Raw genomic sequence first — 19,965 nt, forward strand, 5'->3', positions numbered from 1 at the left:
ATCAACGCCAATCTCCATGCCAGAGATCAGCTTGGAATCACGTCCGGCCCCGGCTGGGAATCCCCCCAAGCGCCAGTTTGTCCACGCGGCCTAATCTATTGGTTAATGTGTATTATATTGACACGATACTAGGTGGTTGTGTAATTGGTTATATTCTTGCGGAACAACAAACTAGTGCCGAACGGGTGGCTTGGCCTTATAGCCAAACTTCTCCGGAGAATTTCGGGCATCTTATTTCGTCATCCATTGCAGGTTTGCGCACTGGGGCTCGAAGTGTCGCCTTCGCAGTTCTGATCATTGTTGCCGCTTTACCACCCTCGGTTTGGTCGTCGGCCATGTTTCGCCTACAAGGTCTCAAGGCCGGCGGCGTTGAGGTGACGCTTGCGCCAGCCAGCGGAAGACGTGGTGGAGAAATCGAAGAGGGGCGTGCGCCGCCGAACTCCGCGCAAATAGGCGGGCCTGAGAATATATTACTTCGTGGATTCTCTGATCCAAGAATTCAAAGGCTTCAACAGTATACTTACAGTCCAACTATCAGTATAGAAGGTACTAGAAGAGCGATGAGATGGGAAGCTCCTGCGCGAAATTTGCATTATGAAGCACAATATACGATCGGCTGTAACTCGAATGAAGTGGTTCATATACAGCGCGACCGCGCTTATATGGCGCTCTTACATATGGGAGAAAATGCCCGATTTGACACGAGTCCGCCGCGCAAGTTGTCTCAGAACCCTCTTGGGCAGTTTGCTTCTGTGGGACGGAGTCAAGAGTATTTATTGTCAATTATGCGTCCTGCTGTCAAATGCTTCGAGGATTACATTTCACGAACGCGTGACAGGCGTATGGTTCAAATAGATTCATATGCAGTTGTGCGCTCGATTGTCCTATTGTCGCGGAGTTGGATGAATCTAGAATCTAAAATCATTGAAGAATCAATGAACCAGCCTCGATCCGTATTGATAGATCATCGTATCATTGATAGTATTAGCGATCATCTTGATCGGGTAGTAGAGAGAGGTATGGGGCTTGCTGACGGGATCGATAGGCTGCAGGAAGAACTCGGGAATGTGGTATATGCTTGGGATGGGGACTACAGGTCGACGGCCTGCTGGATAGAGACAGGCGCGCGACTTCGCGTGATGTTCTCGCAAATGAGGCCACACAGAATAGAATCGCAGTATAATAATAATGGAATAAACAATCATAACAAAATGGTTTTCGAATACTTATCTAGCATGGGCTTCCTGGAGGGGGGGTTCAGTCCGTATCTTTCTGTATTTGCGGCAATAGCTCTTTCAGGGGTTGGTGATCATGAGGCATCAATTCATTTATTATTGGAGTGGTTGAATCGCAGCTTTGAGGTGTCAAATCGTCTAATGCGTGATCGTGCGCATGATACGGGCGCGCGTGAGTTGATGACGACCCTTAATTGGCACGCTCTTCAGGTTGCGGCAGAGATCGGCTTTTTGCAATCTCTCGCGAATCTGTCAGGGGATGTTCGAGGAACGCTACTGGCTCCATCTGTAAGCGTGTTCAGACACATGGTAGAAGAGCGTTTCCGTGCTGTTTTTGGACTATTCGGCGAAGGATCGGATATTATCGGTTGGCGGATGCGGGGCGGGCAAAAGGCCAGCGAATGCCGAAAGCCTGAACATCGCTGGCGCCAGCCATTGATCCGTTCTTATGCGACCTACGTACAGAACTATCTGGAGCTGCGGAATAGGTCTTTTTTCTCACCGGGGGAAGTAAGTGCACGAGACCTCGAGCTTGCCGACCTGCTATCTGAACTCGATATCGCGTGCTTCGAGGATATCGCCGATGGCGCGACCCTTGCCGGCGATAGGGTGCGTTTCGTGCTCGCCTCCATAGAAATTCGCATGAACCAGCTCATCGACGAACCACCGCGCAGGCTGTCTTCCGGCGAGCAGGCGGCGCTGCTGCGGCGGCTTCTTGGCGAGTTGGACCGTCTCGAGCAATATGCAAAGGAAAAGCTGCCAGAGAGGACATACGATTCCAACTACGCCGAACTTGACCGATTCGTTCCAGGATGCGCCAACGGTGATGTGCGGCTTTGCGTAGCCTTCGTGGCGGCCGGTGACCCTCGACCTTTGGCGCGAATTCAGGCTGTTCGCTCTCGCTTGGAGCGCATAAGGCGCCAGCGTGATCCTGAACGGTAGTGGTGATAGATCGCTCGCATTTAGGCCATAATCTGCTATCATTGTGTATCATCGATAGTCTTCGTATGGCAGGGAGCTACGCTCATGAGTCTCGCCCAGCGATTCGTGGTCGCAGTGATAGTCGCAGCAGTAGGCTTGGTGCCAGTCGCATCGGCTCTGGCAAATGGCCTGCGGACGCCCTGAGTTTCTTGGTCGTCTTCGCGCTGTGACGAGTCTGCCGCGCTAGATCTGCGCCGAGAGCGCGATCGCCGGCGGCCGCGGCGGCGCGCGGTAGCCGGCCGGCGCATAGCCCTGCTCCGGCGCGCGCGGCAGCGCCGCGCCCGCGATCGTCTCGATGACGCGGGACTGCAGGGCGACGGCGCGCTCGAGCAGCCGGCGATTCTCCCGCCCCAGTTCGTCGAGCCGGCGGGTGAGGATCTCGGCGGCCTCCCGCACCGGCCCCGCCGGCGCCGCGCCGTGCTTCGCCTGCGCCGCAAAGGCCGCGGCGAAGGCGTCCGAGGCGGCGATCTTGCCGGTGGCGAGCACCGCCGCACGCGGCAGGTCGAGCGCCGCCAGCGCCTCGTTCTCCGCGCGCAGGGCTTCGGCCAGGCGCTGCCCGGCGAGGATCAGGCTGTCCATCATGGAGGGGTTTCTCCCGTGTTGGGGGTCTGTGCGCCGCGCTGGCGCTGGAGTTCGCGCAGCACCAGCTCGGTGAGGCCGAGGCCGCGGCCCGCCCGCACCGCCGCGGCGGCGTAGGCGTCCACCAGCATCGGCCGCCACTGGGCCTCGGCCGCGCCGCCGCCGAAGCGGCTGCGCGCATGGTCCACCGTCGCGAAGACGGGCTGGAGCATCAGCGCGAGCGCCTGCGCCTCGAAGTCGCGGGCCGCGCGGCGCAGCGCGGCCTCGCTGCCGGCCGCGGCCGGCGCGCGCAGTGCGCGGGGCTCAAGGGGCGGCAAGGCGGGGGCGTCCATCAGCGGATCTCCAGCTCGGCCTGCAGGGCGCCCGCGGCCTTGATCGCCTGCAGGATGGAGATGAGGTCGCGCGGCCCCACGCCAAGGCTGTTCAGCCCGCGCACCAGGTCCTGCAGCGTGACCGCCTGCGGCAGCACGCCCATGCGCCGGTCGCGCTGGTCGTCCACCTCGACCGTGGTGCGCGGCACCACCACCGTCTCCCCGCCCGCGAGCGGATTGGGCTGGACCACCTGCGGCGTCTCGGTGACGCGGATGGTCAGGTTGCCCTGGGCGATGGCGACGGTGGAGACGCGCACATTCGCCCCCATGACGATGGTGCCCGAGGCCTCGTCGATGACGACGCGCGCGACCTGGTCCGGCTCGACGCGGAGCTGCTCGATGCGGGAGAGGAACTCGACGGGGCTGCGCCCGCCCAGCGAGACGGTGACGGTGCGCGAATCGGTCGCCTGCGCCGCCTCCCCCCGCATCGCGCCGTTGATCGCGGCGGCGATCCGCCGCGCCGTCGTCAGGTCCGGGTTGCGCAGCGAGAGGCGGATGCGGTCGCGGCTGGCGAGCGTGAAGGGCACCTCGCGCTCGACGATGGCGCCATTGGCGATGCGCCCGGCGGTCGGCACGCCGCGCGTCACCGAGGCTCCGGCCCCGCGCGCGCTGATCGCCCCGGTCGCGATCGCGCCCTGCGCCACCGCATAGACCTCCCCGTCCGCACCGAGCAGCGGCGTGACCAGCAGCGTCCCGCCGGTGAGGTTGGTCGCATCCCCGAGCGCGGAGACGGCGATGTCGATCCGGCTGCCCGGCCGGGCGAAGGGCGGCAGGTTGGCCGTGACCATCACGGCGGCGACGTTGCGGGTGTCGAGCTGGCGCTCGTTGTCGCGCGTGTTCACCCCGAGCCGCTCCAGCATGCCGACCAGCGACTGGCGCGTGAACACCGCCGAGCGCAGCCGGTCCCCGGTGCCGTTCAGCCCGACCACGAGGCCGTAGCCGACGAGCTGGTTGTCGCGCACGCCCTCGACATCGGCGATGTCCTTGATGCGGACCTGCTGCGCGGCGGCAGGCAGGGCGAGAAGGAGGGCCGCGACGAATCCCGCGGCCAGTCTCTTCGTTCTCGCGAAAGCATTGCAGTCCAAGATGCCTCTCCCGCCTTCGGCCGGCGTCCCCGGGGCGTTCCCGCCAGGGGCGGGCCGGTTGCGCGTCCCGAAGGGCAAGGCGTGTGCCAGCGCGGGGCGGGCCGGAAGGCGGCAGGGATTGCCGGGGGCAGGCGGGTCCTGCCGCCGGCGGGAAGGAAAGGGACCGATGGTCGGCGTGCGCGGCGTGACGGGCGGGGTGGTGACAGGGGCGGGCCGTGGCGCGCGCGCGCAGGGCGGCGCTTTCCGGCTCGGCGGGGCCGCTGCGGGCGCCGCGGCCGCGCCGGCCCAGGCGGTCGCGGCGCCGCAGGGCGTGGCACTGCTCGCGCTGCAGGAATCGGCCCCGGCGGCCGAGCGTGACGCGCGCGCGCGCCGCCAGGGCCAGGCGCTGATCGAGGAACTCGCCGCCCTGCAGGCGGGGCTGCTTGCCGGCCGCCTCGACCCCGCCCGGCTGCGCGCCATGGCCGCCCTGTGCGCGGGGGAGGAGGCCGCCGACCCGGCGCTCGCCGCCGCGATCGGGGCGATCCGCCTGCGCGCGCGCGTCGAACTTGCCCGGCTCGGCATGGAGGACGGCCTGTCACGCGACTGAAAACCGCGCCGTATCAGGGATTTGTCGTCTCCTCCCCCCTTGGCTTCCGGCGGGGGGCGCGTCTATGTTCCGCCCGCGCTTGAGGGGGGTGGCCCGCCTGCCGGGTGGCAGGGCCGCTCCTTCGGCCGGGGGAATGGATTGAAATGCTCGTGACGCTGCCGCCGGACTATCGCCCCTCGGATGCCGAGGAGTTCATGAACCCCCTGCAGCTGGAGTATTTCCGGCAGAAGCTCCTGCGGTGGCGCCAGGATCTGCTGAGGGAAGCGGGCGAGACGCTTTCCTCCCTCTCCGAAGGCGGCATCGCGGAGCCCGACCTCACCGACCGCGCCAGCGTCGAGACCGACCGCGCGCTGGAACTGCGCACCCGCGACCGCGCCCGCAAGCTGATCGCCAAGATCGACCAGGCGCTCGAGCGGATCGAGACCGGCACCTACGGCTATTGCGAGGAGAGCGGCGAGCCGATCGGCCTGCGCCGACTCGAGGCGCGGCCCATCGCCACCCTGTCCATCGAGGCGCAGGAGCGCCACGAGCGCATGGAGCGCGTGCACCGCGACGACTGATCCACGGCGGACAAAGGATCCACCTTTGTCCGCAGGGTATCAGGATTTGCTCCGCGCGCGGCCGCCCCTCCAGCCCCTCGCGCCATACCACAGCGCGAAAGCCGGAACGTCTCACGCGCTGGCATGATCCCCGGCGGTCGAGCGTCCGCTTTCGCCCGCCTCGCATCAGGCCCTGGAGTCGCGCGCGATGGCGGTCGGGAACAGGCGAGGCCACCCGCCCGCCCTCAGCCGAACACCGGCGGCGGATCGTCGAGTTCCGGCGGCGGCTGGGCCAGCGGGTCGCGCGCGATCAGCCCGGCATCGTTCTCCGCCACCCGGCCGACGCGCGCGGCCACCGGCCAGAAGGCGAGCAGCGCATCCTCGGCCGGGACCAGCAGCGCGAGCAGCGCCGCCTCCTCCTCCCCCGCGAGCCAGGGATCCCAGGCCGCGCGCGGCAGGATCACCGGCATCCGGTCATGCAGCAGCGCCTGCCGGCCCGCCGCGGCGCAGGTGATGATGGTGTAGGTCCTGAGCCACGCGCCATCGGCCTGCTTCCATCCCTCCCACAGCCCGGCGCAGGCCATGGGCTCGCCCGAGCGCAGCGCGCAGGCATAGGGCTGCCGGCCCTTCCCCTCGGCGCGCCACTCGTAGAACCCGTCCATGGGCACGAGGCAGCGGCGGCGGCGGAAGGCGTCGCGGAAGGCGGGCTTGTCGGCCACCGTCTCGCCGCGCGCATTCATCATCCGCGCCGCGCCGGCCGCATCCTTGGCCCAGCGGGGCACGAGCCCCCAGCGCAGCACGTCGAGATGCAGCGCCGCCGTCTCCGGATGGCGGCGGATGACGAGCCCTTCCTGCGTCGGCGCGCGGTTGAAGGAGGGGAACAGGTTCGGCGTGGCGTTCGTCGTGCCGAAGTAGCGCGCGATGTCGCCCGAGGACCGCGCCTGGAAATACCTGCCGCACATGAGATCTGTCCGCCGGAGAGGTGGCCGCCACGCCAACCCTACCTCTCCGGCGGCAGGGGGGGCAGGGCCCCCTATACCCCCCGGCCGCGGGGCACCTCCGCGGCCGGATCTCGGAACTCAGAACGGCAGGATGATGTCGAGCAGCTCCTGCCCCATGCGCGGCCGCTGCACGTCGCTGATGGTGCCGCGCCCGCCATAGGCGATGCGCGCCTCCGCCAGCCGGTCGTGGCGCACCGTGTTGTCGGAGGCGATGTCCTGCGGGCGGATCACGCCGCCGATGCTGAGGTCGCGCAGCTCGCTGTTCACCCGCACCTGCTGCCGCCCCGTCACCACCAGGTTCCCGTTCGGCAGCACCTGCGCCACCGTCGCGGCCACGCGCAGCGTCACCGTCTCGTTGCGCCGGATCGCGCCGGTGCCGTTCACGCCGCTGGTCGAACTCGCCTCGATCAGGCGCGACGGGTCGATGCCCGTCGGCAGCAGCCGCGCATAGGAGGATTCGAGGCCGAGCAGCCGCGGCAGGCCCATCCCTTCCGTGTTGTCGCGCCCGCGCGTGGTGCGGTTCTGCAGCTCGGCCTCGTCCTGAATGGAGACGAGCACGGTCACGATGTCGCCCACATTCGCCGCGCGCTGGTCGCGCAGGAAGGTTCGGCTGCCCGGCCGCCAGAGCGAGTTGTTGGCCAGTGGCGGATCCTGCGGGTTCGGCATGGGCATGGAGACCGGCCGCCAGCGCGGGTCGGCGGTGGGGTTGGTGATGCCCGCCATGTCCGGCGCATCGCCGAGGCGCGAGATCCGCTCCGCCGCCGAACAGCCGATCAGCGCGAGCGGCAGGAGAAGGATCGCGAGAGGCCGCATGGCTCAGCCCCTCCCGGCCACGCGCAGCGGCACCGCGCCGGGCAGCACGCGCACCCTGCCCGGGCCGATCGCCTCGGCCTCCACCACGCTGCGCGAGAGCAGGTTCATCACCGGCACCCTTTCGCCCCGCGCCGCGTCCTCGAGCGCGCGGCCCTGGGCGGTCAGCGACAGGCCCGGCCCGTCGAGCACCATCAGCACCGGCTGGTTCTTCCGCACCACCGCCGCCGGCACGAGATCCGCGAGCATGAAGGGGAAGTCGGTGCCGATGGGCCGGCGGAGCTGCATCCCGAGGACATCCTCGGCGCGCTGCGCCGTGCCCGGGCGGACCCGCTCGGCGCGCAGGCGGCGTTCCTCGATGTCGGCCGGGCGCACCACCTCGCCCGCGGCGAGGCGCCGCGCGGCGACCACCACCGGCACGGTCGGCAGGGCGCGGCCGGCGATGCGCAGGCGCTGCGTCGCCATGCCCTCGGCGGCGACGACGAGGGTGGCGGCGAAGCGCCGACCCGCCGCCTCGTAATGCGTGGCTTCCAGCGCGATCTCGGGCAGGGAGGCGAGGGGGACCAGCGGCGGGGCGAAGCCGGGCAGCTCGATCTCGCTCTCGGCCTCGGCGCCGAGGCGGGCGAGGTCGAGGCGGAGCAGCGCCTCGATCTCCTCGCGCGGGACGGGGCGGCCGGGGCGCTCGACGATGCTGCGCTCCTCGCCCGAGAGCGGCCGCCAGGCAAGGCCATGGCGGCGCGCGATGGCGGCGAGGCTGGCGGCATCGAGCAGCATCCGCCGCCCCGGCGCGGGTGCGGCGCCGACCGCCTGGTGGGCGAGCCGCCCGGCATTCTCGAAGATGTCGCCGAGCCGCAGCAGCGGTTCCTCGGCGAGCACCAGCGGGCGGGGGCTCGGCGAGAGCGCCTCCGCGGCATGGGCGGGCGGGGCGAGCAGGGGCAGGGCGAAGAGGGTCCGACGGAACATCAGCGCAGCCTCGTCAGCGTGGAGAGCATCTCGTCGGAGGCGGTGATCACGCGGCTGTTCATCTCATAGGCGCGCTGCGCCGTGATCAGCGCGGTGATCTCCTGCACGACATTGACGTTGGAGGTCTCGATGAAGCCCTGCATGGTCTGGCCGTAGCCGACGGTGCCGGGCGCGCCCTGCTGCGCCTCCCCGGATGCGGGGGTGGCGAGGAAGAGGTTGTCGCCGATCGCCTCGAGCCCGCCCTCGTTGGCGAAGATCGCGAGCTGGATCTGGCCCACGTTCTGCGGCTGCACCTGGCCGTCGATCTTGGCGAGCACCTCGCCATTGGCGTTGATGGTCACGTCGCGCGCATTGGCCGGGATGGTGATGCCCGGCTGCACCACGAAGCCTTCCGCGGTGACGATGGTGCCCTCGGCGCTCAGGCCGAAGGTGCCGTCGCGCGTGTAGGCGGTCTCGCCGCTGGGCAACTGGATCTGGAAGTAGCCATTGCCGCGGATGGCGATGTCGAAGCGGTTCTCGGTCTGCTGCAGGTTGCCCTGCTCGGCGATGCGATAGACCGCGGCGGTGCGCACGCCGAGGCCGATCTGCGCGCCCGAGGGCAGCACGGTGCCGGTATCGGCCGATTGCGAGCCGGTGCGGCGGAGGTTCTGGTAGACGAGGTCCTGGAACTCGGCCCGGCGGCGCTTGTAGCCGGTGGTCGAGATGTTCGCGATGTTGTTCGAGATGACCTCGACGTTGTTCTGCTGCGCCATCATGCCGGTGGCGGCGGTGGTGAGGGAACGCATCGGCGGTGGTCCTTACGAGCGGCGGCGCAGGATGCGCTCGACGGCGGTGGACAGGCGCTCGCCCTCGCGCTCGGCGAACTGGGCGGCGAACTGGAACTCGCGCAGTTCCGCGGTCAGGCGCGTCATCTCGAGGATGGGGCGGACATTGCTGCCCTCGACCACGCCCTGCAGGACGGCCGGGCGCTCGACGGGAAGCGGGTTCTCCCCGGCGGCGTCGAAGAGGCGGTCGCCCTCGGCGCGCAGGGCCTGGACATTCTCGAAGCGGACGATGCGCAGCCGGCCGAGCGCGCCGTTCTCGCTGCGGATGGTGCCGTCGCCCTGCACGGTGATGCGCGTGTCGTTGGGCGCGACGGCGATCGGGTTGCCCTCGAGGCCGAGGACCGGGTTGCCCTCCATGTCCACGATCCGCCCGCCCTCGCCGATCGAGAAGCGGCCGGCGCGGGTGAAGCGTTCCCCGCGCGGGGTCTCGACGGCGAAGAAGCCCTCGCCGGTGATGGCGAGGTCGAGCGGGTTGCCGGTCGTCTGCATCGGGCCCTGCTCGGTCTCCCGCCAGGTGGCGCGGTCCTGCACATAGGCCACGGGCCGCCCGCCCGGCGGCACGGCGGCGCGGTCCTGGCGCGCGACATAGTCGGCGAAGACCGGGCGCAGGGCGCGGAAGCCGGGCGTGTCGGCATTGGCGACGTTGTGCGCGAGCACCGCGGTGGCGCGGTTCTGCAGCGCGAGGCGCGAGAGGATGATGTAGCCGGGATTGTCCATGCGCTCGTCTCCATCCGCCCCGGGGGGCGCGACGGATGGAGCAAGGCGCGTGCCAGGGCCGGGCGGCGGCGCGGGCGGCATTTCCTGCCGGGCGGCGGCAGGCCTCGCCCGGGGAGCGGCAGGGGCGGGTCCGCCCGCAAGCCTTCCTTAACGGCCGCGGCGGATGATGGCCGCCTGCAGGAGGCAGGCGATGGCGGCAGCGGCCGAAATGGCTGAACAGGGCGCGGCGGCGAAGGGCGGCGGCAGGAAGAAGCTGATCCTGCTGGGCGCGCCCCTGCTGCTGGCCGGGATCGGCGCCGGCCTCTGGTTCGGCGGCATCCTGCCGCCCCTGCTAGGCATGGGCCCGCCGCCCGCCTCGGGCGCGCCCGCGGCCGAGGCGCCGCGCCGCCCCGCCTTCTTCGAGATGCCCGAGATCGTCACCAACCTCAACGCCACCGGCCGCCGGCCGGTCTTCGTCAAGCTGCGCAGCAAGCTCGAGATCGGCCGCGCCGAGGATGCGGCGGCGGTGCAGGCCGCGATGCCGCGGCTGCTCGACCTGTTCCAGACCCATCTGCGGGAGATGCGGCCCGAGGAGCTGCGCGGCTCGGCGGGCACCCAGCGCCTGCGCGAGGAGCTGCGCGCGCGGGCGCAGATCGCCGTCGCGCCGCCCGCGGGCAGCACGCAGCCGGCGCCGCAGGTGCTCGACGTGCTGTTCCTCGAGATCCTCGTGCAATGAGCGGCGGGGAGGAGGACCTCGCCGCCGCCTGGGGCGCGGCGCTCGAGGAGGAGGGCGCGGCAGGTGCGGCCGCGGCCACCGCCGCCCCGGCGCCGGATGCGACGCGCGTGCTGAACCAGGCCGAGATCGACAGCCTGCTCGGCTTCGAGAGCGGCCCGGCCGGCCCGGCCGAGGAAAGCGGCATCCAGAAGATCATCTCCTCGGGCCTCGTCTCCTACGAGCGCCTGCCGATGCTCGAGATCGTCTTCGACCGGCTGGTGCGGCTGATGTCCACGACGCTGCGCAACTTCACCTCCGACAATGTGGAGGTCTCGATCGACGGCATCGTGTCGCTGCGCTTCGCGGACTACCTGAACTCCATCCCGCTGCCGGCCATGCTCGGCGTCGCGCGCGCCGAGGAATGGGACAATTACGGCCTGGTGGTGGTGGATTCGGCGCTGATCTACTCGGTGGTGGACGTGCTGCTCGGCGGGCGGCGCGGCACCGCGGCGATGCGGATCGAGGGCCGGCCCTACACCACCATCGAGCGCACGCTGGTCGAGCGGCTGATCGGCGTGGTGCTCGCCGACCTGACCGCGGCCTTCGAGCCGCTCTGCCCGGTGACCTTCTCCTTCGACCGGCTCGAGGTGAACCCCCGCTTCGCGGCCATCTCGCGCCCCTCCAACGCCTGCGTGCTGGTGCGGCTGCGCGTGGACATGGAGGACCGCGGCGGCAAGCTCGAGCTGCTGCTGCCCTACGCCACGCTCGAACCCGTGCGCGAACTCCTGCTGCAGCAGTTCATGGGCGAGAAGTTCGGCCGCGACAGCATCTGGGAGACCCACCTCGCGGAAGAACTGCGCAGCACCGAGGTCGCGCTCGATGTCGTGCTGGACGAGCAGGTGGTGCCGCTGGCGGCAGTGGTGTCGCTGAAGGTGGGCGACCGCATCGCGCTCGGCGTCGCGCCGGGCGCTCCGGTGCGGCTGCGCTGCGGCGATGTGGCGCTGTTCGAGGCCGAGCTCGGCCGCCGCGACCAGCGCCTCGCGGTCCGCATCAGCCGCGAGCTCGAACGCCATCGCGGAATGGGAGGCTGAGCGATGTCGCCGCTGGAATGGGGGCTGCAACTCGTCCTGCTCGTGCTGCTCGGCGCGGCGATCCCCTTCGCGCTGCGGCTCGAGCGCGCGCTGCGCGAGATCCGCCGCGACCGCGGCGCGATGGAGGGCAGCGCGCAGGGCCTCGCGGAAGCCGCGCGCATGGCGGAGGCGGCGATGGTGCGGCTGCGCGCCTCCGCCGAACTCGCCGGCCGCCAGGTGGCCGAGCGCACCGCGGCGGCCGAGCCGCTGCGCGACGACCTGCGCTACCTGGTCGAGCGGGCGGAGGCGCTCGCGGACCGCCTCGAGGGCCTCGTGCGCGCGGGGCGGCCGCTCGCCGCCGAGGCGCCCCGCCCGGCCGAGCCAGCGGTCCAGAGCCAGGCGGAGCGCGACCTGCTGCGGGCGCTGAGCCTCGGCGCCGCGCGGGGGTCGCTGTGATGGCGCGGCCGCGCCTTCTGCCGCTCGCCATCTGCGCCATGGCGGGGCTGATGGTCGTCAAGGCGCAGGCGCTGTTCGCCGGCCTGTCGGGGCAGGGGGCGGCGCGGATCGTGGCGCCGGCGCGCGCGGCCGATCCGCCGCCCGCGGTCGCACCGCCACCGGCACCGCCCGCCCCCGCCGCGCCCGCGCCCGCCCGGACGGCCCCGGCCGCGGCGCAGGCGGTGACGGGGGGTGCGGACCCGGCCGTGGAGGCCGAGCGCGCGCTGCTCGAGCAGCTGCGCGCCCGCCGCACGGAGATCGAGGCGCGCGAGCAGGCGGTGGCGGCGCAGGAGGTGGTGCTGCAGGCGACCGAGCGGCGCCTCGCGCGCCGCATCGAGGAACTGGCGGCGCTGCAGCAGCGGCTCGAGGCGCTGGACCGCGCCCGGGCCGAGCGCGAGGAGAGCGGCTGGCGCGGCCTCGTGCGCACCTACGAGGCGATGCGCCCGCGCGATGCGGCGGCGATCTTCGACGACCTCGAGATGCCGGTGCTGGTCGAGATCCTCGACCGCATGGGCGAACGCAAGGCGGCCCCGGTGATCGGGGCGATGCGCCCCGAGCGGGCGCGGCTGGTGACGGCGGAGCTGGCGCGCCACCGCGCGCGGCGGACGGCGGCGGACTGACAGGCGGAAGGCAAGGCGATGGACAGGAACATCAACGTCCTGATCGTGGACGACTACCGGACGATGCTGCGCATCATCCGCAACCTGCTGAAGCAGCTCGACTTCAACAACGTGGACGAGGCGACCGACGGGCAGGAGGCGCTGGCCAAGCTGCGGGCGGGCAATTTCGGCCTCGTCATCAGCGACTGGAACATGGCGCCGATGACGGGGCTCGACCTGCTGAAGGAGGTCCGGGCCGATGCCCGGCTGAAGAACATTCCCTTCATCATGATCACCGCCGAGAGCAAGACCGAGAACGTCATCGCGGCGAAGCAGGCGGGCGTTTCGAACTACATCGTCAAGCCCTTCAACGCCGAGACGCTGCGCGAGAAGATCGAGAAGGTGCTGGTCCATGCCTGACGGCACCCCGCGCGGCCCGGAGGAGGACCGCATCGAGGCCGCGGTGCGCGCCGTGCTCGGCAGCATGGCCGGCGACATCACCGCGAAGGAGGCCGCGCTGCTCGCCGAGCTGGAGGCGCTCGGCCGCACCATCGCCCGCGCCAAGGCCGAGATCGCGGCGCTGTCCGTGGACGACATCACCGGCGCGCACATCCCCTCGGCGACCGACGAGCTCGACGCCATCGTGGGCCACACGGCGCAGGCGACGAACGAGATCCTCGACTGCTGCGAGACGCTCGAGAAACTGCAGGCCGACGTGCCGCCCGAGGCCGCCGCGGCGCTGCAGGGCGCGGTGACGCGCATCTACGAGGCCTGCTCCTTCCAGGACATCACCGGCCAGCGCATCGGCAAGGTGGTGGCCGCGCTGAAGGCGATCGAGCGCCGCGTCGAGGCCGCGGTCGCCAATGCGAGCGGCCGCGCCGCACCCGAGGCGGAGCCGCAGGCCCCCCGCACCGAGGGCGAGGCGCTGGCCAATGGCCCGCAACTGCCCGGCGGCGCGACCTCGCAGGAGGAGATCGACCGCCTGCTCGCGAGTTTCGACTGATGCGGGCGGCGGGGCTGCTGCTGCTCGGGGCGCTGCTGCTCGCGGCGGCGGCGGGCGCGGGGGAAGCGCCGCGCGTGCCGCTGCGCGTCGGCAGCCATGCCGATCACGGCCGCCTCGTCTTCGATTTCCCGTCCCAGGTTCCCTACCGGATCGAGCAGGCGGAGGGGCGGGTCACGATCCGCTTCGGCGCGCCGGCGACGCTCGACCTCTCCGCCGCCCGGCGGCCGCCGCGCAACGTGCTCGGCATCGAGGCCGAGGGCGAGGGCGTGCTCATCCGCACCGCGCCGGGTGCGACGCTGCGGCATTTCCGGCTGGGCAACCGCATCGTGCTGGACCTGCGGGACGCGGCGGCGGAACGCGCCGCACCGCCCGCCGCCCGGCAGGCGCCGCAGCCCGCGCGCGAGCCCGCCGCGCCCGCGCGCGCAAGCCCTGCCGCCGCGAGTCCCGCGCCGGCCGCGGCCGAAGGCGCCCCGCCGACGGAATCGCCCGCAGGGCCGGGCGGCCGCGCCGCGCCGTCCGAAGCGGCGCCTACAACCCCCGCCACGGATGCGCCGCGAACCGCACCGGCCGAGGGGCCAGCCGCGCCCCTCGCGCCTCCGCCCACGGCGCGCGAGGCGCTGCAGGCGCTTCCCGCCGCCGGGGAGCCGGCGATTCGCCTCCTGCCGGGCGAGGCCGGGCTTGCCATCCAGGCCGGCGCCGAGGCGGGCCTTGCCATCTTCCGCCGCGGCGACTGGATCCATGTGGTGATCGACCGGCCCCTTCCCGGCGAGGCCGCGCTGCCGCGCGGCCATCCGGTGTTCGGCGGGCTCGAGGCCCGGCCGGCGGGCGAGGCGACCGCGCTGCGCCTGCCCATCGCCGCCCCCGCGCGCCTGGCCGCGCGGCGCGAGGGCGAGGCCTGGATCCTCGCCGCCACGCGCGAGGAGGCAACGCCCGAGCCCGCGACGCTGCGCCTCATCGCCGAGGAGGGTCCGCCGCCGCGCCTGCTTTTCGAGGGCGGTGCGGCCGGCGGCGTCGTCACGCTGCTCGACCCCGAGACGCAGGAGGCGCTGCTGGTCGGCACGATGCGCGCCCCGGGGCCGGCCGTCGCCGTGGGCCGCCGCCTGCCCGAGTTCGAGGTGCTGCCCACCATGCTCGGCGCCGCGGTGGTCGCGCGCTCGGATCGCGTCGCGATGCGGGCGGTGGCGGGCGGGCGCCTCGCGCTGGCCGCCGGCGCGGGCGAGGGGCTCGCCATCGGCGGCTTCACGGGGCGCGAGCCGCTGCCCGCCGCCCTCGCCATGACCCGCGTGCTCGACCTGCCCTCGGGCAGCGTGCCGGTGCTGCTCGAGCGCCTGCGCGTCGCGCTGACGGCGGTGAATGCCGCCGCGCCGCTCGCCCGCGGGCCGTCGCGGCGGGATGCGGCGGAGACGCTGCTCGCCCTCGGCATGCCGCAGGAGGCGCAGGCGATGGCCGCGCTCGCCTTCCAGGAGGATCCGCTCGCGCGCGAGGATCCGCGCCTGCTGCTCGCCCATGGCATCGGCGCGCTGCTGGCCGGGCGGGTGCAGGAAGCGCGCGGCATCGCCGACCCGCGCCTGCCGGCGGCGGACGAGGTGACGCTGTGGCGGGCGCTGCTCGCCCTCGCGCGCGGCGAGCCCGCCGGGCCGTCGCTGCAGGCCGCCGCGCCGCTGCTGCTCGACTACCCCGACGCGCTGCGCGAGCGGGTGCTGCCGCTGGCGCTCGAAGCCCTGTTCGGCGCGGGCGAGGCGACGGCCGCCGCGCGTCTGCTCGATGCCGCGGGCGATGCGCCGGGCCTCGACCTCGCGCGCGCCATGCGGCTGGAGGCCGAGGGGCGCGCCGCCGAGGCGCTGGCCGGCTACGATGCGCTGGCGCAGGGCCGCGACCGCCGCCAGCGCGCGATCGCCATGCGCCGCGCCGCCGAACTGCGCCTCGCGCGCGGCATGCTCGACGCGGCCGGTGCCGCGCGCGCGCTGGACGAGGCGCTCTTCGCCTGGCGCGGCGGGGCGGAGGAGATCGCGCTGCGCCGCCGTATCGCCCGGCTTCGCCGCGAGGGCGGCGACGCGCTCGGCGCCTTCGCCATGCTCGACGAGGCCGCGCGCCTCTTCCCCGAGGAGGCGGCGGCGCTGCGCGAGGAGCGCGGCGCGGCCTTCGCCGATGCGCTGGAGACGGCGCCGCCGCTCGCCGCCGCGACGCTGTTCGACGCCCACCCCGACCTCCTGCCCGCCGGGCCGCGGGGCGAGGCCGCCGTGCTGCTGCTGGCCGACCGCCTCGCCGCGCTCGACCTGCCGGAGCGCGCGGCCGCCCTGCTGCGCCGGGCGGCGGGCGCGGCGGCGAGCCCGGCCGCGCGCGCGGCGATCGGCGCGCGGCTCGCCGCGATACGCGCCGCCGAGGGCGATGCCGCGGGCACCCTTTCCGCCCTCGACGCGACCGAGGCGGAGGGCCTCGACCCCGCGCTGGCGGCGCGCCGCGACGGGCTGCGCGCGCGCGCCCTCGCCCGGCGCGGCGCGCGGGCCGAAGCCGAGGCGATCGCCGCCCGCATGGGGGCCGAGGGTGCGGCGCTGCGGGCCGAGCTGCGGGCCGAGGCGCAGGACTGGGCCGGGGCGGCGGCGGCCATGGCCGAACACCTCGCCGCCACGCTGCCGCCGGCGCCCGCGCCGCTTTCGCCTGAGCAGCGCGTCGCGCTTGCCCGCGCCGCCGCCTATGCCGCTCTGGCGGGGGACGAGCAGGCGCTCGCCGCGCTGCGCGAGGCGCATGGGCCGCGCATGGCCGAAGGCCCGCTCGCCGAGGCCTTCGGCGTGCTCACCGCCGACCCGCTGCGCGGCCTCACGGACCTGCCGCGGCTCGGCCGCGAGCTCGGGATGCTGCGCGTGCTGCCGGCGCGGCTGGAGGCGTTGCGGACAGGCGTGCAGGTCGCGCGATGAGATGCGCGTCCCCCATATGGGGGACCTGCAAATTTTCCGGTCCCCGGGGCACGATTTCTCTTGCGCCGCGGGACCCCATGCCTCATATCGCGCGGCCGTTGACCCCAATGGTCGGAATTCCCCGACCGCCCTGGTCATCTGCTGGCTGGAAGGAGCCCTGACATGGAAGCTCTCGTCCAACCGGGGATGGTCTCGGATATGCCGAGCGACACCCGGAACACCGACGACAACCGCTCGGCGAGCCCCGAGAAGGATTACTTCGTGCAGCGCGACGGCGTGCGCTTCGCCGGGACGCACCTGATCATCGACCTGTGGGGGGCGACGAACCTCGACGACCCCGACCACATCGACGCGGTGCTGCGCGAAGGCGCGCTCGCGACGGGCGCGACGATCCTGCACGGGCATTTCCACCACTTCTCGCCCAATGGCGGGGTGTCGGGGGTGCTGGTGCTGGCCGAGAGCCACGTCTCGATCCACACCTGGCCCGAGCGCGACTACGCGGCGATCGACATCTTCGTCTGCGGGGAGTGCAACCCCTACAAGGCGATCGCGGCGCTCAAGCGCGGCTTCCTGCCCGAGCGCGTGCAGCTCTCCGAGCACAAGCGCGGCCTGATCGGGTAGGGCGGCGCGCATCGCCGACCTGGACGGGGGCCGGACGGCAGCGTCCGGCCCCTTCGCTTGACCGAGGGATTTCCGCCATGGCCTACGACCTCTGGGTGAACGAGACGCTCTACGACGCCTGGGGCCAGCGCTTCCGCGTGAAGCGCGAGCTCGCGCGCGTGCAGTCCGACTTCCAGGACATCATGATCTTCGAGAGCGAGACGCATGGCCGCGTCATGATGCTCGACGGCGTGGTGCAGATCACGGAAGCCGACGAGTTCTCCTACCAGGAGATGATCGCCCATGTGCCGATCCTCGCCCATGGCGAGGCGAGGCGCGTGCTGATCATCGGCGCGGGCGACGGCGGCGTGCTGCGCCGCGTGCTCCAGCACCGCGGCGTCGAGAAGGCGGTGATGGTCGAGATCGACGGCGAGGTGATCCGCCTCGCCAAGGAATTCATGCCCGGCATCGCCGGCGATGCGTGGAACGACCCGCGCGCCGAGGTGCTGGTTGCCGACGGCATCGACTACGTCCGCCGCGCGCCGGATGCCTCCTTCGATGTGGTGATCGTGGACAGCACCGACCCGATCGGCGTGGGCGAGGTGCTGTTCACCGACGAGTTCTACGCCAATTGCGCCCGCCTGCTGACCGCGCGCGGCCTCGTGGTGAACCAGTGCGGCGTGCCGCAGATGCAGGCGGACGAGCTGCGCGAGACCTCGATCCGCCGCGGCAGGGCCTTTCCCGACATCTGGGCCTATGTGGCTGCGGTGCCGACCTATGTCGGCGGCTTCATGACGCTCGGCTGGGCGGCGAAGGACGCCGCCTGCCGCGCCGTGCCGGTCGAGGAGATCCGCCGCCGCGCGGAGGCGGCCGGCATCCTCGGCACCACGCGCTACTGGACGCCCGAGATCCACGCCGGCGCCTTCCACCTGCCGCCCTACATCGCGGAACACCTGCCGCGCAGGTGAGTGGGCGGCCTGACCGGCCGCATCCGGCTTGCGGCCGGCAGGCGCGGTTCACCCAGCCGGTCCGCGCGCGCCGGGTCGCCGGCCTTCCGCACCGCCGCGCAGCGCCATCGGCACCGCCCCGCGCCGGCTTCCGGCCATGCAGCAGCGCCGCCGCGGCCATCGCCTGCCGCGGCGGCATAGCGCCGCCCCGCATTCCGATCGGCCGGGGTCGGCCGCTCGGCAAGCCGCGCTCCGCTGGTCCGCCGTTTCGCCGCCGCCCATGCCTGTCCGGCTGGGCGGGCGAGGCGGTTCCCCGCGAGGGGGCGCTGCTCTAGCGTGGCGCCGCCGGCGCCGCCCCTGCGCGCCGGCGCGGGAGGGCGCGTCCGGCCGAGCATGGCGTATCGAAGGCTGTTGTTGCCGGGCCTGCTGTGCCTGCTCGCCCTCGCCTTGCGGCTGCTGTTGCCGCGCGAGGGCGCGGCAGGGGTGCTCTCGGCGGCGGCGGGCACCGCCTTCTGGCTCTGCCTCGCCTGGACGGCGGCGCGCCTGGCCGGCCTCGCCCTCGCCCGGCATCCGAAACTGCTGAGCGACCTGATCGCCACCGCGCTCTTCGCCGCGGCGGCCATCATTGTCTCCCAGGTGGTGTTCGAACTGCCCGCCACCGGGCTGATCGCCACCTCCTCGGTGCTGATCGCGGTGCTCGGCTTCGCGCTGCGCAACATCTTCGGCGACATCTTCTCGGGCATCGCGCTCGGCATCGAATCGCCCTACGCGATCGGCGACTGGATCGAGGCGACGGAAGGCTGCGCGGGGCGCGTCACCGGCATCTCCTGGCGCGCGACGCGGCTGGTCACGCGCGACGGCGTGACGCTCGTCGTGCCCAACTCGCTCATCGCCGGGCATCGCATCGCGGTGTTCGGGCCGGACGGGGCTGGGCGCTACCGCACCGCACTGAGCGTGGTGCTCGATGCCGGCGTGCCGGCCGAGCGCGCGCGGCGCGTGCTGCTTGCCGCCGCGCTCGAGGCCGGGCGCGACATCCCGGACTTCGCGCCCGACGTGGTGCTCTCCGATCTCAACCAGGGCTTCGCCACCTGGCTCGTGCGCTTCCATGTGCCCGACTACGCGCAGGAGATGCGCTGCCGCGACGCCGTGGCGGGCGCGGTGCAGCGGGCGCTCGGCCGTGCCGGCCTCGCCGTCGCGGGGCGGGAGGTGGCGGTGCGCCGCGCGCCGCAGCGCCCGGTGGCCGATCCGCGGCAGGCGCTGATCGGCGCGATCGACCTCTTCCGCCCCTTCACCGAGGCCGAGCGCGCCGCGCTGGCCGCCGCCCTCGCCGAGACGCCGGTCAGGGCCGGCGCGACCGTGGTGCGGCGCGGCGAGCAGGGCGATTCGCTCTTTCTGCTGGCCGAGGGCGTGCTCGAGGTCCGCATCCCGCGCGCGGGCGGCGGCGAGTTCACGGTGGACCGCCTCTTCCCCGGCGCGGTGTTCGGGGAGATGTCGCTGCTGACCGGCCAGCCGCGCAGCGCGACTGTGGTCGCCGCGACCGACGCGCTGGCCTATGAGCTCCGCAAGGACGACCTCGACCCGGTGCTGCGCGCGCGGCCCGCGCTGCTCGAGGGGCTGACCGCCATCATGGCCGAGCGCCAGGCGCGCAACAGCGCCGCGCCAGCGGCGGGCGACGCGCCCTCGGCCGCCGCGCCGACGCGCGAGGACATCATGGCGCGGCTCAAGGCCTTCTTCGGGATCCGCTGAGCCGGCCCAGAGCCGATTCGGTTCGCACTGGCTCGTTGCAACGACCCTGGTCCATTGTCTTCGCGCGCATCCTCACCCGCGCAGATGATTTCATCTGGTCGGGGTCTGCTCTAGGCCGCGTGGACAAACCTGATCCACAGTCGGATGGAGGCGAGTGTCGCGAAGCCGAGGAAGCTCTCGGCGGTCTGGTCGTAGCGGGTAGCGA

Annotated in this window: 21 protein-coding genes; 13 read left to right on the top strand and 8 right to left on the bottom strand. The window is 72.0% G+C overall.

Annotated features, from left to right (window positions below):
• Positions 1–107: 107 nt before the first annotated feature.
• A complete protein-coding gene (locus FHS88_RS19770; RefSeq protein ID WP_184487221.1) occupies positions 108–2,177 on the top strand; it encodes a hypothetical protein in 2,070 nt (689 codons plus the stop codon).
• Between the two features lie 222 nt (positions 2,178–2,399).
• Here the strand turns inward: FHS88_RS19770 and FHS88_RS19775 are convergent, their stop codons facing one another.
• From FHS88_RS19775 to FHS88_RS19785, 3 genes are read right to left on the bottom strand one after another with little or no spacing between them, the layout of a single operon-like run.
• Positions 2,400–2,798, bottom strand: a complete 399-nt coding sequence (locus FHS88_RS19775) for a hypothetical protein (RefSeq protein ID WP_184487222.1) — start codon at positions 2,796–2,798, stop codon at positions 2,400–2,402.
• On the bottom strand, positions 2,795–3,127 hold the full coding sequence (locus tag FHS88_RS19780) for a rod-binding protein (RefSeq protein WP_184487223.1): 333 nt from the start codon (positions 3,125–3,127) through the stop codon (positions 2,795–2,797). Before FHS88_RS19780 ends, FHS88_RS19775 begins: the two co-directional genes overlap by 4 nt.
• Positions 3,127–4,251, bottom strand: a complete 1,125-nt coding sequence (locus tag FHS88_RS19785; protein ID WP_221244504.1) for a flagellar basal body P-ring protein FlgI — start codon at positions 4,249–4,251, stop codon at positions 3,127–3,129. Before FHS88_RS19785 ends, FHS88_RS19780 begins: the two co-directional genes overlap by 1 nt.
• A gap of 166 nt (positions 4,252–4,417) precedes the next feature.
• On the opposite strand from FHS88_RS19785, the gene FHS88_RS19790 reads away from it, so the two are divergent.
• Together FHS88_RS19790 and dksA are read left to right on the top strand one after the other, a co-directional pair.
• Positions 4,418–4,837, top strand: coding sequence for a flagellar assembly protein FliX (locus tag FHS88_RS19790; protein WP_184487224.1), 420 nt, complete (start codon positions 4,418–4,420; stop codon positions 4,835–4,837).
• A gap of 143 nt (positions 4,838–4,980) precedes the next feature.
• Positions 4,981–5,397, top strand: a complete 417-nt coding sequence (gene dksA, locus FHS88_RS19795) for an RNA polymerase-binding protein DksA (RefSeq protein WP_184487225.1) — start codon at positions 4,981–4,983, stop codon at positions 5,395–5,397.
• Between the two features lie 224 nt (positions 5,398–5,621).
• Here dksA and FHS88_RS19800 read toward each other — a convergent pair whose 3' ends face one another.
• The 5 genes from FHS88_RS19800 to flgF form a co-directional block, all read right to left on the bottom strand.
• Positions 5,622–6,338: an SOS response-associated peptidase gene (locus FHS88_RS19800; protein WP_184487226.1), complete on the bottom strand. Its 717-nt coding sequence runs from the start codon at positions 6,336–6,338 to the stop codon at positions 5,622–5,624.
• Positions 6,339–6,455: 117 nt separating this feature from the next.
• Positions 6,456–7,190, bottom strand: coding sequence for a flagellar basal body L-ring protein FlgH (gene flgH, locus FHS88_RS19805; RefSeq protein ID WP_184487227.1), 735 nt, complete (start codon positions 7,188–7,190; stop codon positions 6,456–6,458).
• A gap of 3 nt (positions 7,191–7,193) precedes the next feature.
• Complete coding sequence (gene flgA / locus FHS88_RS19810) at positions 7,194–8,150, bottom strand: flagellar basal body P-ring formation chaperone FlgA (RefSeq protein ID WP_184487228.1); 957 nt, start codon at positions 8,148–8,150, stop codon at positions 7,194–7,196.
• Positions 8,150–8,935, bottom strand: coding sequence for a flagellar basal-body rod protein FlgG (gene flgG / locus FHS88_RS19815; RefSeq protein ID WP_184487229.1), 786 nt, complete (start codon positions 8,933–8,935; stop codon positions 8,150–8,152). The genes flgA and flgG overlap by 1 nt, the downstream gene beginning before the upstream one ends.
• 12 nt (positions 8,936–8,947) lie before the next feature.
• Complete coding sequence (gene flgF / locus FHS88_RS19820) at positions 8,948–9,691, bottom strand: flagellar basal-body rod protein FlgF (protein WP_184487230.1); 744 nt, start codon at positions 9,689–9,691, stop codon at positions 8,948–8,950.
• 190 nt (positions 9,692–9,881) lie between these two features.
• On the opposite strand from flgF, the gene FHS88_RS19825 reads away from it, so the two are divergent.
• The 10 genes from FHS88_RS19825 (at position 9,882) to FHS88_RS19870 (ending at position 19,760) form a co-directional block, all read left to right on the top strand.
• The gene (locus FHS88_RS19825; RefSeq protein WP_184487231.1) at positions 9,882–10,406 is read left to right on the top strand and encodes a flagellar basal body-associated FliL family protein; all 525 of its coding nucleotides are present in this window, start codon (positions 9,882–9,884) and stop codon (positions 10,404–10,406) included.
• Entirely contained in the window at positions 10,403–11,476 is a 1,074-nt protein-coding gene (gene fliM, locus FHS88_RS19830) for a flagellar motor switch protein FliM (protein WP_184487232.1), read from the top strand. The genes FHS88_RS19825 and fliM overlap by 4 nt, the downstream gene beginning before the upstream one ends.
• Positions 11,477–11,479: 3 nt before the next feature.
• Positions 11,480–11,911, top strand: coding sequence for a DUF6468 domain-containing protein (locus FHS88_RS19835; protein WP_184487233.1), 432 nt, complete (start codon positions 11,480–11,482; stop codon positions 11,909–11,911).
• The gene (locus FHS88_RS19840) at positions 11,911–12,570 is read left to right on the top strand and encodes a MotE family protein (protein ID WP_184487234.1); all 660 of its coding nucleotides are present in this window, start codon (positions 11,911–11,913) and stop codon (positions 12,568–12,570) included. The genes FHS88_RS19835 and FHS88_RS19840 overlap by 1 nt, the downstream gene beginning before the upstream one ends.
• A gap of 18 nt (positions 12,571–12,588) precedes the next feature.
• Entirely contained in the window at positions 12,589–12,969 is a 381-nt protein-coding gene (locus FHS88_RS19845) for a chemotaxis response regulator CheY (protein WP_184487235.1), read from the top strand.
• Positions 12,962–13,552, top strand: coding sequence for a protein phosphatase CheZ (locus FHS88_RS19850; protein ID WP_184487236.1), 591 nt, complete (start codon positions 12,962–12,964; stop codon positions 13,550–13,552). Before FHS88_RS19845 ends, FHS88_RS19850 begins: the two co-directional genes overlap by 8 nt.
• Positions 13,552–16,467 (top strand): hypothetical protein, encoded by a 2,916-nt coding sequence (locus FHS88_RS19855; protein ID WP_184487237.1) that lies wholly within the window; start codon positions 13,552–13,554, stop codon positions 16,465–16,467. Before FHS88_RS19850 ends, FHS88_RS19855 begins: the two co-directional genes overlap by 1 nt.
• Before the next feature lie 162 nt (positions 16,468–16,629).
• Entirely contained in the window at positions 16,630–17,088 is a 459-nt protein-coding gene (speD, locus tag FHS88_RS19860) for an adenosylmethionine decarboxylase (RefSeq protein WP_184487238.1), read from the top strand.
• A gap of 77 nt (positions 17,089–17,165) precedes the next feature.
• Positions 17,166–18,035 carry a polyamine aminopropyltransferase gene (gene speE, locus FHS88_RS19865; RefSeq protein WP_184487239.1) on the top strand — a complete coding sequence of 290 codons (870 nt, stop codon included), beginning with the start codon at positions 17,166–17,168 and terminating at the stop codon, positions 18,033–18,035.
• Positions 18,036–18,428: 393 nt separating this feature from the next.
• Positions 18,429–19,760 carry a mechanosensitive ion channel family protein gene (locus tag FHS88_RS19870; protein WP_184487240.1) on the top strand — a complete coding sequence of 444 codons (1,332 nt, stop codon included), beginning with the start codon at positions 18,429–18,431 and terminating at the stop codon, positions 19,758–19,760.
• Positions 19,761–19,965 lie beyond the last annotated feature (205 nt).

It is taken from the genome of Neoroseomonas alkaliterrae, from assembly GCF_014199195.1.
GTDB classification, from domain to species: Bacteria; Pseudomonadota; Alphaproteobacteria; order Acetobacterales; family Acetobacteraceae; genus Neoroseomonas; species Neoroseomonas alkaliterrae.